Source organism: Mangrovivirga halotolerans (assembly GCF_026241165.1).
GTDB lineage: Bacteria > Bacteroidota > Bacteroidia > Cytophagales > Cyclobacteriaceae > Mangrovivirga > Mangrovivirga halotolerans.
In genome coordinates this window covers 1-16,449 of record NZ_JAPFQN010000005.1, presented here as the reverse complement: position 1 = coordinate 16,449, position 16,449 = coordinate 1, and the positions used below count along the sequence as shown (strand labels likewise).

Genomic DNA, 16,449 nt, shown 5'->3' with positions numbered 1-16,449 from the left:
TTTTTTTAATGTATTTTTCAGAACTAAATTTTTTAACCCCTATTGAACATGAAAAAATTACTCTATACAGGACTTTTCATCGGTCTTTTTGCTTGTGGGTCACAATCCGAAAATCAAGATCAGGAAGAAATTACCACAGACACAACCACAGTTGATCCGATACAAAAGAAAGTAAATGATTTTGCCAAGGTCACTCTGACAACTGACCTTTCAGAACTAAGTGAAAATCAAAAAAAGATGATTCCTTTACTTATTGAGGCATCTCAAATCATGGATAAGCTATTCTGGAAGGAAGCTTATGGTAATAAAGAAGAATTATTGTCCCGCCTGGATGAACCCAAAGAAACCTATGCAGAAATTAATTACGGTCCATGGGAACGCTTAAACAACGATAAACCATTTGTGGAAGGTGTAGGCCCTAAACCTGCAGGTGCTCAGTTCTACCCTGAAGATATGACCAAAGAAGAATTTGAGCAATGGGACGAGCCTAATAAGAAAGGTCAGTATTCTTTCGTCAGAAGGAACGAAAACGGAGAGCTATACCTGGAGCCCTATCATGTTGCTTTTAAAGAAGAAGTTACAAAGGCAGCTGACCTGTTAAGGCAAGCAGCCGAATTAGCTGAAGAAGAAGGACTTAAAAAATACCTGACTTTGCGAGCTGATGCCCTGTTAGATGATGAATACCTGGATTCGGATATGGCTTGGATGGACATGACGAATAACACTATTGATGTTGTTATCGGACCTATTGAGAATTATGAAGACAAACTTTACAATTACCGTTCAGCACACGAAGCATATGTTTTGATAAAGGACAAATCATGGAGTGAAAGATTAGAAAAGTTTGCTTCTTTTTTACCTGAGTTACAGGAAGGATTACCTGTAGCTGATGAATATAAAAAAGAAATGCCGGGTACTTCATCTCAGCTTAATGCTTATGATGTAATTTATTATGCCGGAGATTGTAATGCGGGAAGTAAAACTATCGCGATCAACTTGCCTAACGACGAGCGTGTTCAATTAAAAAAAGGATCGAGGCGTTTACAGCTTAAAAATGCTATGAAGGCCAAATTTGATAAGATTTTAGTGCCAATTTCTGAGGAGCTGGTCAGTGAAGATCAGAGAAAGCACATTACTTTTGATGCATTTTTTGCGAATACTATGTTTCATGAAGTAGCACACGGCCTTGGTATTAAGAATACCATTAATGGAAAAGGAACGGTTAGAGCAGCACTTAAGGAGAAAGGTTCAGCTCTTGAAGAAGGTAAAGCAGATATTTTAGGTTTATATATGGTAACTAAACTGCATGAAAAAGGCGAAATAGAAGGTGATTTGATGGACTACTATGTTACTTTTATGGCAGGAATATTCCGATCAGTAAGATTTGGTGCTTCAAGTGCACATGGCCAGGCGAATATGATCAGGTTCAACTATTTCCAGGAAATGGATGCGTTTAAATTTGATGAAGAAACAGGTAAATACTCAGTTAACTTCGATAATTTCCAAAAAGCAATGAATTCACTATCAGAAAAGATCCTGACTTTACAGGGAGATGGTGATTATGAAGGCGTTACAGTACTTTTCGAAGAAAAAGGAAGTGTAAGTCCTGAATTGCAAAATGCTTTAGACAAAGTAACCGAAGCAGGTATTCCTGTAGATATCAGATTTAACCAGGGAACAGACGTATTAGGATTATAATACTTTAAATTCATTATAGAGAAAGCCAGCATATTAATTTATGCTGGCTTTTTTTATGAAATGCTAAGAATATAGAATTCTTTTTCTCATTTATTACGGATCACAGATCCTATGATAATAGTTCGCCATTGCAAATGTCGATCTGCTAATTAATCCCAGCCGCTGATTTCAAGTGTCTCCACTTGAAATGTAAAAGCAAATAACACCTTGCTTGTGGAGACACAAGCAAGCAGAAGCAGCTTTTTCATACTGGTAAGAGCCTCGTGCTTGTGCCTGAATCAATTTTTGACTTGCTCTATCCTGAAGCCTTATCCCTGGATTTGAAAACCAGGTTTAGTCTTATAAAAAAGTCAGGAACCATTACGTACTCCAGATTAATTCTATAAATATCTTTAGACATTAAAAAATCATCAATGAAACCCTGCAAAATTGACCTCGTTTAAAATCAGAATATCACAGGCTTTAAATTTATGAGAAACATCTGTTCCGGGAATAAAACCTTTGATTAAAAATACGATGGCCATTTTTTTTAATATAAGATCGACATATGACTACTGAAGAAAGAGAGGAAATGATAAAAATAAGTTGGGAACTACATAACCAGGTAGAAACAAGCTACCTGGATCACCCGGCAACTAAACAGGATGAGGCATGGCTGGAAAAACAACGCTTGTTACTTGCCGATATGGCTCTTCATCTCCTACAAACATCTGTAAATCCGGAAGAAATTAAATTGGACAGATTACGAGATAACCTGCATGCTATATTAACTATTGCTAACGAGTTTTTACCAGAAGCAAAACTTAAAGAGGCAACGACAAATTTGTATAGTAACATCAAACTTGGTGAGTAATAATCCTATTTAAATCTAGCGTTTAGCCAATGTAAATAATTCACCTGGCGGTATCCCACAAACATCCTCTATGTATTAATCGAAGGTCTGAGGATGATAAATGATATTCACATTTAAATAATTTTCGCTTTCTGCTTCTAATAAACAGAAATAAAAATTTTGATTATAGTCAATTATACAAAATTGATTTCCAATTTCAACTGAAGACACGTCATTTGGAATATATAAATACACTTTATTAGAATTGAATAAATCAGTTAATTTTCTTTTCCACTGATCCTTTTTTAGTTTAAACGTCCATATTAAAGAAGGTATATTCTCAGTATCATAGCCATAGTCATATGATATTACTGTATCATTATTTGAATATGACAGCATTTCCATATCGACTCCTTTTTCTCTTTTAAATCCCAAATCCATTAAAGATTCATATGAGCCAGGATACGATGGCTGGAATAAAGCAGGTTTCTTATCATGTTTTTCGCATAAAAAAATTAATAGGAATACAAATATGAAGCTAATTCTATACATTGATTTTTATTATAAATTCTGAATGATTTTTCACAATTAGAGCCGATACCTTTAAATCTCAATATTTTTAAACGCATTATTACTATAAGTGTAATATCAGTGTAAGAAATCACAAAACACTAAGTAAATAATAATCGAATGTAATATTACTTTAGCACCATCAAATAAAGAGCAAACATTTTTTAACTAAAAGAAAGATTATGAAAAAGTTTTTTTCAGCTATTGCTGTATTAACAATGGTATTCTCGCTGGTTTCTTGTGGTGGGGATGATGAACCGCAGGTATATGGATTTGAAGGTCACACCTGGACATTAACCAGAGAAGTCGTATATGAATGTCCTGATATTGCTCATAATAAAGATGTTGAAGAATCTTGTACAAGTTTAAATTGCTGGAATTACAGCTTTGAAAATGGAAACTTCACTTATTACGGAGTTGCTGCTTCAGAACCGTTCAATAATCCTGGAAAATATAATGTAGAAAGCGGTAATATCCTTGTCTTCAATTTTGATGATGGACAAACCATGAAAGCTAAATTTGAGATGCTTGATGCAAATACATTAAAATTTTATGGAAGCCAGCGAGATGGATTCTGTAAAGAATATTATGAATTTTCAAAAGTAGTCAACTAATCAAAGCCCTTCGGGGCTTTTTTTAATCTATATAATCAAAAAGTATTTCATTCTTTATCCCAAGATATTCTGACACTTCTTCAATTGTAATGTACTGATGTTCTTTTTTATTTAGAGAAATCTTTATTTCTGATATAATCCGCCTAGCCGTTCGTTCACTTTTACCAGTTATTCGTTGTATGTCTTTTGGGTAGATTATTTATTAAAAATCCAATTAATTTATTCGGGTCGTAGATCCTATGATAATTATCGACATTGCAAATGTCGAACAGCATCCTTCCTTTATGGGTCAGCTTTAAAAAATGAAAATTACCGATATATAGATGCTCTTCAGGATTTGATATTCTGAAGCCTTATCCCTGGATTTGTTATCCATTATTACCAGGACAATAACCTATGTCATGACATTGAGCAGCATCATTCATTTATGAAGTTATAAGCTATCTTGAAGAAGTAATTTCAGCGTTACAAACGCTGACCTCGTCAACAACCTCGTTACGCTTCGCTAAACAAGGTCGATAAAACAGTAAAGAGAGCGAAGATTGAGAGTTGAAATGACTATGATTGATTAAAATTGATTATCTCATAAGAAGCCCTGGTTCGTGTCTTCACGAAACAGATTAAACATTCAATTTAATTAAGGCAGGATTACCTTGCGGTGATCCTGGTTTGGGGTCGGTGCTAATGAAAACCCATCCCGCTATCGCGATATATTTTTTTGTTTGCACTGACCAATTTCAAGCGAGCTTGACTTATAAATCCGATGAAGCCCTGGTTCGTGTCTCCACGAAACAGATTAAACATTCAATTTAATTAAGGCAGGATTACCTTCGGTGATCCTGGTCGGGGGTCGGTGCTAATGAAAACCTTATCGCTATCGCGGAATTGTTTTGTTGTTTATGCCCGTCAAGCTCAAGCGAGCTTGGCTTATAAATCCGATGAAGCCCTGGTTCGTGTCTTCACGAAACAGATTAAACATTCAATTTAATTAAGGCAGGATTACCTTCGGTGATCCTGGTCGGGGGTCGGTGCTAATGAAAACCTTATCGCTATCGCGGAATTGTTTTGTTGTTTATAGCATCCTAGCTCAAGCGAGCTTGGATCATAAATCTATTGCAGCCCTGGTTCGTGTCTCCACGAAACAGATTAAACATTCTTTTTATTTAATAGCAGGATTACCTTGCAGTGATCCTGGTCGGGGGTCGGTGCTAATGAAAACCCATCCCGCTATCGCGGAATTGTTTTGTTGTTTATAGCATCCTAGCTCAAGCGAGCTTGGATCATAAATCTATTGCAGCCCTGGTTCGTGTCTCCACGAAACAGATTAAACATTCAATTTAATTAAGGCAGGATTACCTTCAGTGATCCTGGTTTGGGGTCGGTGCTAATGAAAACCCATCCCGCTATCGCGGAATTGTTTTGTTGTTTATAGCATCCTAGCTCAAGCAAGCTTGGATCATAAATCTATTGCAGCCCTGGTTCGTGTCTCCACGAAACAGATTAACCAGCCTTTTTATTTATGACAGGATTACCTTCGGTGATCCTGGTTTGGGGGCGGTGCTAATGAAAACCCATCCCGCTATCGCGGGAATGATTTTGTTGTTTTAAGCACAAGCTCAAGTAAAATTTGGCTTGGTCTTAAAACAACAAAACCCAGCACATTTGTGCTGGGTTTTCATTGTCGGGGTGGCAGGATTGAAACCCTACTCTTAAACCCGCTTATTTTCAATGACTTATAAACTTTTTAAAATATTAACTCACCGAATTACTCACTTATAATTTGATGTTTTTTGATACAGAAAAGTTAATTGATTTAGAAAGAACTTAAAAACATTGATAAAAAATGATGCATAGAAAAAGCTTCCAGAAAAACCTGGAAGCATAAAATCTTAAATTATCAACTAAAGGGATAAATAATCTAGGGAACAATCCCTGATTTTTATTATAAATCTGAGATAATAATGATACTAAATTTCAGACAACTCAATAAAATAAATCAACTCCTCACTTTTCATCTAAACCTATATATGGAATCCATGGACTTATTTTAATTAATTCAATTTTATTCTTTGAGAATTTTACCAAAATTTGATTCGCAAAAACATCTTTCAAATAAGTATGTTTATTAAGCCCGTATGTTTCTATTAACTTTTTATACCAAATTTTTGAAGGCTCCGTGGCTTGGCACAAGATTAAATTAAAGTTATCAGGATAAGACAATTTAGGTAAACCTAACGCTTTGATAGCTTCATCTTTATTCAACCCAACCTTTAAATCTAAAATTGACAATAATGTATCAGTAATAATTGCTTTTTCCCAAGTATATTCTTCATCATGTTGAGTTAAATGCAAAAAATCTTTTTCATTTTTTAAGTAAATATGATTTGGAATATCATCTTCAATAGAAACATTATAAAATTTAGGATAATAATTTTGCAAAAGAGCTAAATCAATTTTCGGAAGACATTTATTATCAACTTTAGCTAGTTTTTCATTATTAAAAAATGCGAAAATTGTATCCTTTGATTTTTCAATACTAACCACATCTCTTTTTAAGATTTCCTTTAACTTGACACTATCTATTGAATTATCACCAGGATATAATCTAATTGTTTCATATTCCCAATCACGATTACTTGTGCTAAAAATAATTTGACCTTTTTTAAATTCAATTTCTATTGAGTCATCAGTTTTAACTTCTGTCGATAAATTATCGGTTTGGCCATTACATGAACACAAAACTAAAATTAATAACTTAAATCCTATAACTTTTTTAATATCCATCTTTCAAAATTAATTTATGATCTAAAACTGGTTTATCGAATTTAGCTCCTATTCGGCCTGTGTTATTATACTTATGAGGCATATATATAAATAGAGTTTGCACCTAGGTGAAAATCTAATAACATAAGAGCAACCCTAGATTGTTCAAAATCATACCTGATATTCCCACCTTTTTTTGTATAACTACTTGAAATCACGAAACAACCTTGAGTCCAGTTTGAAGGAGTATTACCTGCAAAATGTATTTTTATGCCTCGAGCGCTAACATCACCATTCGCATTTCCATTTGTAACCCACACCTGTTGCCATTGAGTTCCCGCTGGAGATTCTTGCAATTGGTAAATATCAGCAGGTAGTCTTTTATTTGAACCGACTTTTGTACTTGCACTACCTCCAGGAGTCACAAAATAACCAACTCTTCCTTCTTTAAATTTTACTCCAGAGATATGGTACACTCCTAAAGTATATTTATCAGTATTTTCAAGGTTAAGCATATTCACTCTTTCTCCATATTCTCCTTCTGAAAAAGTATATGTTTTTGTATTTTCCCCATCGTTAACTCTAAAAATATCATCTCCTTTTGCTAATTGAACTTTCGAAATTTCCCAAATTCCCTCTGAATTCTTGTTTATATCAACAGTATCTCTTCCATCCGGATCTATGAACCTTATTGGATTATTAGAAAAGGAAGCATAAACACTTTCATGCGGTTTTATAATTGGATCTGTGGAGATAAAATTACTTATTTTAGCATCATAATACCTTGCTCCATAGTAATACAACCCTGTTTCTTCGTCTAGCTCCAGCCCTGCAGCCTGGCTCCTCACTAAAAATGTCCACTGGACATTTTCTTAACACTTGGCCCTCATTGAAGAGGTATGGAGTTCTGTTTGTATTGCTGTGTTCTTCAACGCCCTCCCTGCAACCCGGCTGCTCGCTAAAATGGTTTACCAGACCATTTTTAAACGCTCACCCCCTCCGAAGGCCATATATTGCTCACTGTTGTGTTTATTTTTTTAGGAGTTCGCGAACCTCGTTCCTCGGTTTCAAAATGCTGATATACTTCTCCACTTGCATTGGTGATGTAGCTCCTGCCCTACAGCCTGGCCCCTCACTAAAAATCTTCACAGGAGATTTTCTAAACGTTCGGTCCTCCAATGATCCGGGTGGTAGTAGTACTGGAATGGTTCAGATGCTGATCCGCTTCCTCCTTTACCGTTAAGCTGTCCCGGAGGAATCTTACCACTTTTACCGGCTGTCAAAATTTCTCCGTTCTCGCCTAAGAATTTCAGGTTTTTCACTATGCCATCCCATATTTTACCACTTTTTGTACTGTAGTTTACTTTATCTCCACCAGCAGCTCGTTTGTCGATGGTGTCATCATAACCACCTCCGAGCTTACTTACTATTCGCTGGCTTTCGATATAATAATGCTTGGTATAACTTCCGCTTCTTAAATAATAAATAAAGAACAATAGTTTTTACCTGCCCTGCAATCTGGCCCTTCGCTAAATATGTCCACTGGACATATTATTAACGCTTAATCCTCCATATTTCCGGAACCTGACCTATGGTTACCGTCTTTGTAAACTGCCTGACCCTGGCTTTTGCCTTTCAATACTCTTGTTCTGGGTTGAAGAAAAAAGCCTCCAGAATAGTCTGGAAGCTTAAAATTTTAAATGTTTCATTTCAATAATTTGAAGGAATACAATCCCTACATTTCATTAAAATCCTGAAGTTACGCTATCGCTAAATTCCAAATAGCAACATATTATCTAATTTTTAGCATTACTATTTGAATAATAAACTATATAAAGCAATTTTCCATTTTCCCATAACTTTAGAAAATCGGCCTCTTTTAATTCAGGATTATCATTTGAAATGCAAATATGATCTTTATTAAGTTTCTCCCAAAATTTATTGAATTCTTCCTGACTAATCCCTTTAAGTTTTAAAAAATTATTATCAACGAAGATATTACCTGATGATTTCCTCAAACCAATAATAATTTCACCATTAATTTCATTAAAATCTGTCACCCAATTCTCTCCAAATTGTTCCATTAATGTTTCAGCAATTAGGTTTCTATTTAGATTACTACAATCAATAGAATTACTTATTTTCTGACCTTTTGTTACACAACCAAAGAGAGTTAATAAAGAAAATATAAATATTATTGTTTTCATTATTTACCTAATTTACTTCTGATATAAATAATAGCATTTGGACCATGACTAGACGGGTTTGATGTATATGACGGAGCTTTAACCCCAGACTCTCTCCAAGTCTTCACGAAATTTGTCAAATTGTTTTGGTAATAATTATAAAATTCTTTTGAGGAAAGATTTTCACAACTGAAATTCAAAGCAGCACCGTTCATCAATGGGCTTTTTTCAAACATATAATCTTTATTTAAATTATCCATTCCAGTCTCATGTACAAAAGGAATATAATTAGGATTATCAGTACTTTTAGAAACTTCATCATTAAACAAAAACTTAAATAATTTTGACTCAAACTCTCTATTGGAAGAACCTACTCCTGGATAAACATAACTAATATCAAATTGAAAAGCATGAAAAAATTCTTCAACAGTCGCTGAAGATTGATCAATGGCTCCAAGAGATTTAAAATTAATGGAATTTTCTTTCGGATTAAAGTATCCGTTAACGTCACTACTTGGATCCAAATTGACTTTATATATTGTTTTAGAGTTTTCTAATTTATTCATCACAAAATCAAATGATTCACTTTGCTTTCTGAATTCATTAATTTTGTTTTGCGCAATTTGTTGATCTTCAGGTGACATACTTGAATAATCAACAGAATCTCCATTAATATCGATATAATTCACTGGATTATTAGCTGCATAAGAATAATTAGATAATCCAGGATATTTCTCTGCAAACCTATCGATCGATTCAAAAATAGAGGTTTTAGGATCATAATACCTTGCACCATAGTAATACAACCCTGTTTCTTCATCTAATTCTTTACCATTGAAGAGGTATGGAGTTCTATTTGTGTTGCTGTGTTCTTCAACAAAGGTTTCTCCGAAGGCCATGTATTGCTCACTGTTGTGTTTATTTTTTAAGGAGTTCGCGAACCTCGTTCCTCGGTTTCTAAGTGCTGGTATACTTCTCCACTTGCATCGGTGATGTAGCTCCTGCCCTACAGCCTGGCCCCTCACTAAAAATCTTCACAGGAGATTTTCTAAACGTTCGGTCCTCCAATGATCCGGGTGGTAGTAGTACTGGAATGGTTCTGATGCTGATCCACTATTTCCTCCTTTGCCGTTAAGCTGCCCTGGAGGTATTTTACCACTCTTACCGGCTGTTAATATCTCTCCGTTCTCGCCTAAGAATTTCACGTTCTTTTCCACTCTGCGACCTGGCTCCTCGCTAAAAAATGTTCACAGGACATTTTTTAAACGCTCGGCCCTCCACATACTTTTCCTTTCTTGGCACCGTAGTCTACTTTGTCTCCACCAGCAGCTCGGTTTTCTATTGCATCATCATAACCACCTCCTAGCTTACTTACTATTCGTTGGCTTTCAATATAATAGTGCTTGGTATAACTTCCGCTTCTGATTAAACAAATAAAGAACATTAGTTTTTACCTGCCCTGCAATCTGGTTCTTCGCTAAATATGTCCACTGGACATATTATTAACGCTTAGTCCTCCATATTTCCGGAACCACTTCTGTGGCTACCGTCTTTATAGACTGCCTGTCCCTGGCTTTTACCTTTTAATACTTTTGTTCTGGGTTGAAGAAAAAAGCTTCCAGAAAAATCTGGAAGCTTAAAATTTTAAATATTTCATTTCAATATTTTAACCGGATTATAATCCCTGCATTTCATTAAAAATCTGAATTTACAGTTTCGCCATACTTCATACAATTTATGATCCTACCTTTAACTTCTGGAAACCTTTCAAAAAATCGAGGTTTTATAAAGAAAATAATAATTATATATATTGTCAATTATATCTTCATCTTTTACAGTAATTTCATCAATAATGTATTTATTATCTTTAACGTATTTAATAATTAAAATATTCTCAGATTTATCTATATAAATCTTATTAATATTAACGAGTATTTCTTTCTTTTGCAAAGGTCCGTTTTTAGTATTATTTGGATATCTGAACCCATAAAATTCATCTTCTGAAATCAAACAATTTAGTATCAAAGTATCATTATTAAATACAACATCTTTTAAAAACTTATTTCTTATTCTAATTGAAGTTTTATTTATTTTTTTATATTTCAAATGTTTTTTAAAAAATACTGAATCGTAATTATTTTTTTTTCGTTTTAATTTATCGCTTATTCCCCTTGCATATATAGTATCATTAGATATAGAGTCAATATAGTTTGAATAAAAAATAGTATTATCTAATATTTCCCCATCATTATTGACAAGAATTAAATATGTTTTAATATAATCCCAATCTTTTTCTTCATTAACTAAACCTAAAAAACCATCCTTAGTGAAATAAATTTGATCAAAATCTTTAAATGATTTTTTTGTTATCAGAGTCCCAACTTGATAACCTTTCTCAATTTTACTTTTGTAGCAACTAATAATAAATATTACGAATATTATTATATATAAATATTTCATATTTATAATCCGCTTTTTGTAATAATGTTCATATTTATTTGTTTTCTATTTAAATGGCCATTTCCTGGAACTCTACTTAATTCAGCCTTTTCAAAGATTTGAAAACCTAAACTATGTCCTAATTTCTGCGCATACTGGGATGAAGTAGATTCGGAAGAAAAAGATCCCTTTTGAAATGATTCTAAACCATCAAAAAGTAACCTTGTTGTAAACCAACTATTTCCATTCCTTCCTGCAACATAACCAGCAGCAATATTGCCAATATCTCTTCCTGAAGCATAAATTGGCAACCCATCATGATCACCCATAATTGGCATACCTCTATAAAATTCTTCAGGTTTATTAAATTTCAACTCAGATGTTCCATTTGTTCTTTTAAAATCATACTTCTGTTTCCCATATCCATGTATTGCATATTCAGCTTCATTTAAATTCGCTTTTAATATCTGTTCATTCAAAAATCTCTTCCCTGATTTATCATTTGGATCAATAACCCCCATCCATTCATCTTTTTCAGAAAAGTAAAATGATTCAGGCGTCGCAGAATAACCAATCAATTTTTTATCATCAACAGTATATATACCATTATCATCACCTTGTAAATTCCCTCCTACAACTTGGTATTTTCCATCTGCTCTTTGTACTACAAATGTAGAATCGCCATTTATATCAATATAATTTACTGGATTATTAGCTGCATAAGAATAATTAGATAATCCAGGATATTTCTCTGCAAACCTATCGATTGATTCAAAAATAGATGTTTTAGGATCATAATACCTAGCTCCATAGTAATACAATCCTGTTTCTTCATCCAGTTCTTTACCATTGAAAAGGTATGGAGTTCTATTTGTGTTGCTGTGTTCTTCAACAAAGGTTTCTCCGAAGGCCATGTATTCCAGGTGTTGGTATACTTCTCCACTTGCATCGGTGATGTAGCTTGAGCTACCCAGATGATCCGGGTGGTAGTAGTACTGGAATGGTTCTGATGCTGATCCACTATTTCCTCCTTTGCCGTTAAGCTGCCCTGGAGGAATTTTACCGCTCTTACCGGCTGTTAAAATTTCTCCGTTCTCGCCTAAGAATTTCAGGTTCTTAACGATGCCGTCCCATACTTTACCGTTCTTGGCACCATAGTCTACTTTGTCTCCACCAGCAGCTCGGTTTTCTATTGCATCATCATAACCACCTCCCAGCTTACTTACTATTCGCTGGCTTTCGATATAATAATGCTTTGTATAACTTCCGCTTCTTAACACGATGTATGGATTCACATATACCGTAAAGTTACCCATATTTCCTGAACCTGACCTATGGCTCCCGTCTTTGTAAACTGCCTGTCCCTGGCTTTTACCTTTTAATACTCTTGTTCCGGATGCATCATACACATAGTGATGGATTGCTCCATTGTCCATGATCGAGCGGATTCTGTTTTCTTCATCCCAAACAATGTTTCTTCTTTGTCCACTAACATCGTGGGTCCAGCCTGTCAGGTTTCCGTTTAGGTCGTACTGATATGACTTGTCACCAATGTGTACCGGAGCATTTGGCTGTTCCTTGCCATACTCATAAGTCATATCGTAGGTGGTACGCTTTTGTGTCACCCAACTATCACCTTCACCACCGCTGCGCTCATGAGTCTGGTTTTTTCTTAAGATTCCACCAACGGTATTGTATTCCATTTCCAGGTTGTATCGATGTTTTTCGTTGCTTCCGGTATAATTACCTTCTGCAGATACTAAACGATACAGATCATCATATTCGTATGAGTATGTTGACGATCCACCCATCAGGTCACTTGATGGAACTGCCGCTCTGTTTGTCAGGCTCAATATGTTGTTTACCTTATCGTATTCATACACATTATCCATCATGTCGCGACCCTGGCTGGTCTTGGCATTCATATTCTTCAGTCTTCTTCGGTCTTCTTCATAAGAATAGGTAGTCTTAGTTCCATTACCGTATTCTAAGAACACTCGCTGACCAAATTTATCATAGCCTAGTTGCTCCACGTAGTTGAACTTGTACCCTTGCTTCTTCCCTTTCATGCTCCGAAGTAAACCGCCTGCATTATAAGTGTATTCTACTTTCTCACCATCAGGGTAAGTCATTGACATTAATCTATTCCAGGTATCATACTCCCACTCGGTCACATAAGTCTGCTCAGTATGTCCAGGAATGATTACTGTACGAATATTCTTGATCACCTCTCCTAGTGGACCGTAGAAGAATTCTTGTGCTCCGGAAGCATCTTCCTGAAGAACTACCCTACCTGAAGGGTAATTGTCTGCACCAGCTTCACCATAGGTATAAGTCACATTGTTTTCAGGGTTTTCCGGATAAATGATCTTTTCTAATCGATTGTAATCGTACTCGTAAGTTACTGCTCCGCCAGATTCTCTCAGGTTTGCAGTTACTGTTTCTCTTAAGTTGCTTGCAATGTCATAGCTGAATAATACAACATTTAAACGTATTATAACTATTAATGTAATTTCAGTGTAAGAAATCACAAAACACTAAGTAAATAATAATCGAATGTAATATTACTTTAGCACCATCAAATAAAGAGCAACAATTTTTAACTAAAAAGAAAGATTATGAAAAAGATTTTTTCAGCTATTGCTGTATTAACAATGGTATTCTCGCTGGTTTCTTGTGGTGGGGATGATGAACCAAAGGTGTACGAATGGGATAATAAAACCTGGAACTCAATAAAAACTGTGAGTTATGACTGTCCAAATGAAGTTGACAATTACGAGAAAGGTTTACAGTGTAATGAAACTTATTGTCGAAAACTAACATTCAATGGAAACGGAACTTTCATTTTAACTGTTATTGAAAATGGAGTTACTAATACATATAATGGCTCATATTCAGTTTCTAACGAAACAAATGTATATATGGATTATTCAGATTTGAACATTGACGTAGACACAAGATTTGAATTGATTGATAATAATACTTTAAGAATACATGATGTAACAGATCCTGGAGCTTGTAAAAGTTATACGGAATTCAATTTAGATTCATCGATATAATTAAAATAAGCCCTGCGGGGCTTTTTTATTTATAATTAACTATATTAATTCTTCATCAAAACAGGGACAAAATTAACTACTGAACCATGTCGAAAACTTCAGAAATCCATAAGATCTCATACTATATTTCTATAATAAACCTGGTTTTTATTTTAGTTGGTTGTAATAAAAATGAGATCTCCAGCGATTTCGAAGAAACAATTACAAATATAACTGGAACAAATAGTTATACGATAGAAAAATTTGAAGATGAAAGTGAAGTTGTGGTGAATATTAAAGACATAAATACTTCACTTCTTGACTCATCAGATTTTAAACAGACAGCTCTAATTATTTTATATGATCTTCATTTAGAGTTAGAAGATAAAGAATACAACAATTTTATAATTCATTTCGAAACGAAGAGTGATATTTATAAATTAGATTATAATTTAGAAAAACTAATCTTTTCTCGAGCTACATTAGCCTACAACAAAGAAGATTATAATAAAGCGATAAATATTTTATCCCATGGTGTAAAAACTTTTCCTTCAAATCCTCAGTTTTATACCCAACGTGGCTATATATATGCGATAAATACTGATAACTATGATTCGGCCCTTTTTGATTTTAGAAAAGCATTAGAATTTGAATCAAGTAAAGCTGATAATTTAAGATTGATGGCAATGACTTTTATAAGATCTGGAAATCTAGATTCTGCTTACAAATACTTAAAGAAAAGCAATAAATTAAATCCAAATGATGCTGCTACAAATCAGGAGTTAGGACTTTATTTTTATAAGACATCAAATATTGATTCATCCAAATACCACCTGGAAAAATCTTTGGATATTGACCCAAAAAACAATGATTTATATTTAGTACTTGGAAATATTGAATTAGAAAGAGGTGAATTAAATTCTGCTAAAAATTATACTGAAAAATACATAAACAAAACAAACGACCTTTATACAGGCTCATATATTCTTGGAAGGATATTAATTGAATTAAACGATATGGAGTCTGCATGTAAACAATTAAATATTTCCAGAAATCAGGGTAACATTGAATCTGACTCCTTGTATCAAGTATATTGCAATTAATGTGTTTATTTATCTGGAAATAGTTTTAAATATCATTCATTTATTCTCAGAGGTAAAAAAATAGATTTCTCTAATTAACTGGGTTATTTAAATTATAACAACTATCACTTTCATGGGTCAATGAGATGAATTTCTCAAAAATGGTTAATTCATATATCAATCCGTCAGCAGTAAGTAATATCAAAGAATCATTTATGGATTTATAACCATTAAATTTCTCGAATTCATTTAAGGTTTTGTACTTTTTTGCATTGATATACTTTTTAACAATTTCTCCATCCTTAACATCAAAAATGGTTATACCAATAGAATCATTCTCAAAATAATAGCCTTCTTTTGTTTTAGAATACCCATTTAATATCAATTCATATTCAGAATCAATGCATGAAGAATTACTATCACCACAGCCTAATAAAAACATTGATATTCCTAAGAAAAAAATTAATTGTTTCATAAAAAAATCTAATTGAGATCGTCAAATATAATTTATTTAAAACTTCTCCTCTGAAGATATGCATATATTAATTTAGTTAAGTGTATTCAATTCTAAAGCCTTATCCTTGATTTTCAATCCATAATTACCTGAACAATTACCTATGTTGTGATCTTGATCGGCAGCATTCATTTGTGAAGTTATAAACTACCATGAAGCAGTAATTTCAGCGTTTCAAACCCTGATCTCAACAACAACCTCGTTACGCTTCGCTAAACAAGGTCGATGAAAGTAGATTATTTATTAAAAATCCAATTAATTTATTCGGATCGTAGATCCTATGATAATTATTCAACATTTCAAATGTCGAACAGTAGCTATCTTTCATGAAGTTATTTTAATCACTTTGAAGCAGTATTTTCAGCGTTACAAACGATGGTCTAAAAAACAACCGTGTTGCACTTCGCTAAACAAGCTCGATGCATCATCTTTTAATTATGTTACCTACAGAGAAGTTTATTGTCCTCGTTTGGAACGAGGATGGATGAGAATGGCGATTTTATCGCCTTCAGTGATGCTAATCAGGATTTGATATTCTGAAGCCTTATCCCTGGATTTGTTATCCAGTTTTGAAGGCATCATTTTAATAAAAATGCCCTGGTTCGTGTCTTCACGAAACAGATTAAACATTCAATTTAATTAAGGCAGGATTACCTTCGGTGATCCTGGTCGGGGGTCGGTGCTAATGAAAACCTTATCGCTATCGCGGGAAT

17 protein-coding genes are annotated in these 16,449 nt (G+C 34.0%); 5 read left to right on the top strand and 12 right to left on the bottom strand.

Annotated elements, in window-relative coordinates; translation table 11 throughout:
• Positions 1-48 precede the first annotated feature (48 nt).
• A complete protein-coding gene (locus OO013_RS08040) occupies positions 49-1,698 on the top strand; it encodes a DUF8614 domain-containing protein (RefSeq protein WP_266056249.1) in 1,650 nt (549 codons plus the stop codon).
• A gap of 547 nt (positions 1,699-2,245) precedes the next feature.
• Positions 2,246-2,551: a hypothetical protein gene (locus OO013_RS08035; RefSeq protein WP_266056248.1), complete on the top strand. Its 306-nt coding sequence runs from the start codon at positions 2,246-2,248 to the stop codon at positions 2,549-2,551.
• A 75-nt stretch (positions 2,552-2,626) separates the two neighbouring features.
• On the opposite strand, the gene OO013_RS08030 is transcribed toward OO013_RS08035, so the two are convergent.
• Positions 2,627-3,082 (bottom strand): hypothetical protein, encoded by a 456-nt coding sequence (locus OO013_RS08030; RefSeq protein ID WP_266056246.1) that lies wholly within the window; start codon positions 3,080-3,082, stop codon positions 2,627-2,629.
• 200 nt (positions 3,083-3,282) lie between these two features.
• On the opposite strand from OO013_RS08030, the gene OO013_RS08025 reads away from it, so the two are divergent.
• Positions 3,283-3,714, top strand: coding sequence for an LptM family lipoprotein (locus OO013_RS08025; RefSeq protein ID WP_266056244.1), 432 nt, complete (start codon positions 3,283-3,285; stop codon positions 3,712-3,714).
• Positions 3,715-5,718: 2,004 nt separating this feature from the next.
• On the opposite strand, the gene OO013_RS08020 is transcribed toward OO013_RS08025, so the two are convergent.
• From OO013_RS08020 to OO013_RS20265, 9 genes are all read right to left on the bottom strand, one after another.
• On the bottom strand, positions 5,719-6,498 hold the full coding sequence (locus OO013_RS08020; protein WP_266056242.1) for a hypothetical protein: 780 nt from the start codon (positions 6,496-6,498) through the stop codon (positions 5,719-5,721).
• Positions 6,499-6,569: 71 nt separating this feature from the next.
• Positions 6,570-7,325: an RHS repeat-associated core domain-containing protein gene (locus tag OO013_RS08015; RefSeq protein ID WP_266056240.1), complete on the bottom strand. Its 756-nt coding sequence runs from the start codon at positions 7,323-7,325 to the stop codon at positions 6,570-6,572.
• A 297-nt stretch (positions 7,326-7,622) separates the two neighbouring features.
• Positions 7,623-7,973: a hypothetical protein gene (locus OO013_RS08010; RefSeq protein WP_266056238.1), complete on the bottom strand. Its 351-nt coding sequence runs from the start codon at positions 7,971-7,973 to the stop codon at positions 7,623-7,625.
• A gap of 300 nt (positions 7,974-8,273) precedes the next feature.
• Positions 8,274-8,684 carry a hypothetical protein gene (locus OO013_RS08005; RefSeq protein WP_266056236.1) on the bottom strand — a complete coding sequence of 137 codons (411 nt, stop codon included), beginning with the start codon at positions 8,682-8,684 and terminating at the stop codon, positions 8,274-8,276.
• Complete coding sequence (locus OO013_RS08000; protein WP_266056234.1) at positions 8,684-9,562, bottom strand: RHS repeat-associated core domain-containing protein; 879 nt, start codon at positions 9,560-9,562, stop codon at positions 8,684-8,686. Before OO013_RS08000 ends, OO013_RS08005 begins: the two co-directional genes overlap by 1 nt.
• Positions 9,563-9,697: 135 nt before the next feature.
• Complete coding sequence (locus tag OO013_RS07995; protein WP_266056232.1) at positions 9,698-9,868, bottom strand: hypothetical protein; 171 nt, start codon at positions 9,866-9,868, stop codon at positions 9,698-9,700.
• A 56-nt stretch (positions 9,869-9,924) separates the two neighbouring features.
• A complete protein-coding gene (locus OO013_RS07990; protein ID WP_266056231.1) occupies positions 9,925-10,107 on the bottom strand; it encodes a hypothetical protein in 183 nt (60 codons plus the stop codon).
• 323 nt (positions 10,108-10,430) lie between these two features.
• Positions 10,431-11,123 (bottom strand): hypothetical protein, encoded by a 693-nt coding sequence (locus OO013_RS07985; RefSeq protein ID WP_266056229.1) that lies wholly within the window; start codon positions 11,121-11,123, stop codon positions 10,431-10,433.
• A 2-nt stretch (positions 11,124-11,125) separates the two neighbouring features.
• Positions 11,126-13,633 carry an RHS repeat domain-containing protein gene (locus OO013_RS20265; RefSeq protein WP_266056227.1) on the bottom strand — a complete coding sequence of 836 codons (2,508 nt, stop codon included), beginning with the start codon at positions 13,631-13,633 and terminating at the stop codon, positions 11,126-11,128.
• Positions 13,634-13,720: 87 nt separating this feature from the next.
• Between OO013_RS20265 and OO013_RS07975 the strand changes: the two genes are divergently transcribed.
• Together OO013_RS07975 and OO013_RS07970 are read left to right on the top strand one after the other, a co-directional pair.
• Positions 13,721-14,161, top strand: coding sequence for an LptM family lipoprotein (locus OO013_RS07975; RefSeq protein ID WP_266056225.1), 441 nt, complete (start codon positions 13,721-13,723; stop codon positions 14,159-14,161).
• Positions 14,162-14,247: 86 nt separating this feature from the next.
• Positions 14,248-15,243, top strand: coding sequence for a tetratricopeptide repeat protein (locus OO013_RS07970; RefSeq protein ID WP_266056223.1), 996 nt, complete (start codon positions 14,248-14,250; stop codon positions 15,241-15,243).
• 70 nt (positions 15,244-15,313) lie between these two features.
• On the opposite strand, the gene OO013_RS07965 is transcribed toward OO013_RS07970, so the two are convergent.
• Positions 15,314-15,697, bottom strand: a complete 384-nt coding sequence (locus OO013_RS07965) for a hypothetical protein (RefSeq protein WP_266056221.1) — start codon at positions 15,695-15,697, stop codon at positions 15,314-15,316.
• A 495-nt stretch (positions 15,698-16,192) separates the two neighbouring features.
• Positions 16,193-16,366, bottom strand: a complete 174-nt coding sequence (locus OO013_RS07960) for a hypothetical protein (protein WP_266056219.1) — start codon at positions 16,364-16,366, stop codon at positions 16,193-16,195.
• Positions 16,367-16,449: the final 83 nt, after the last annotated feature.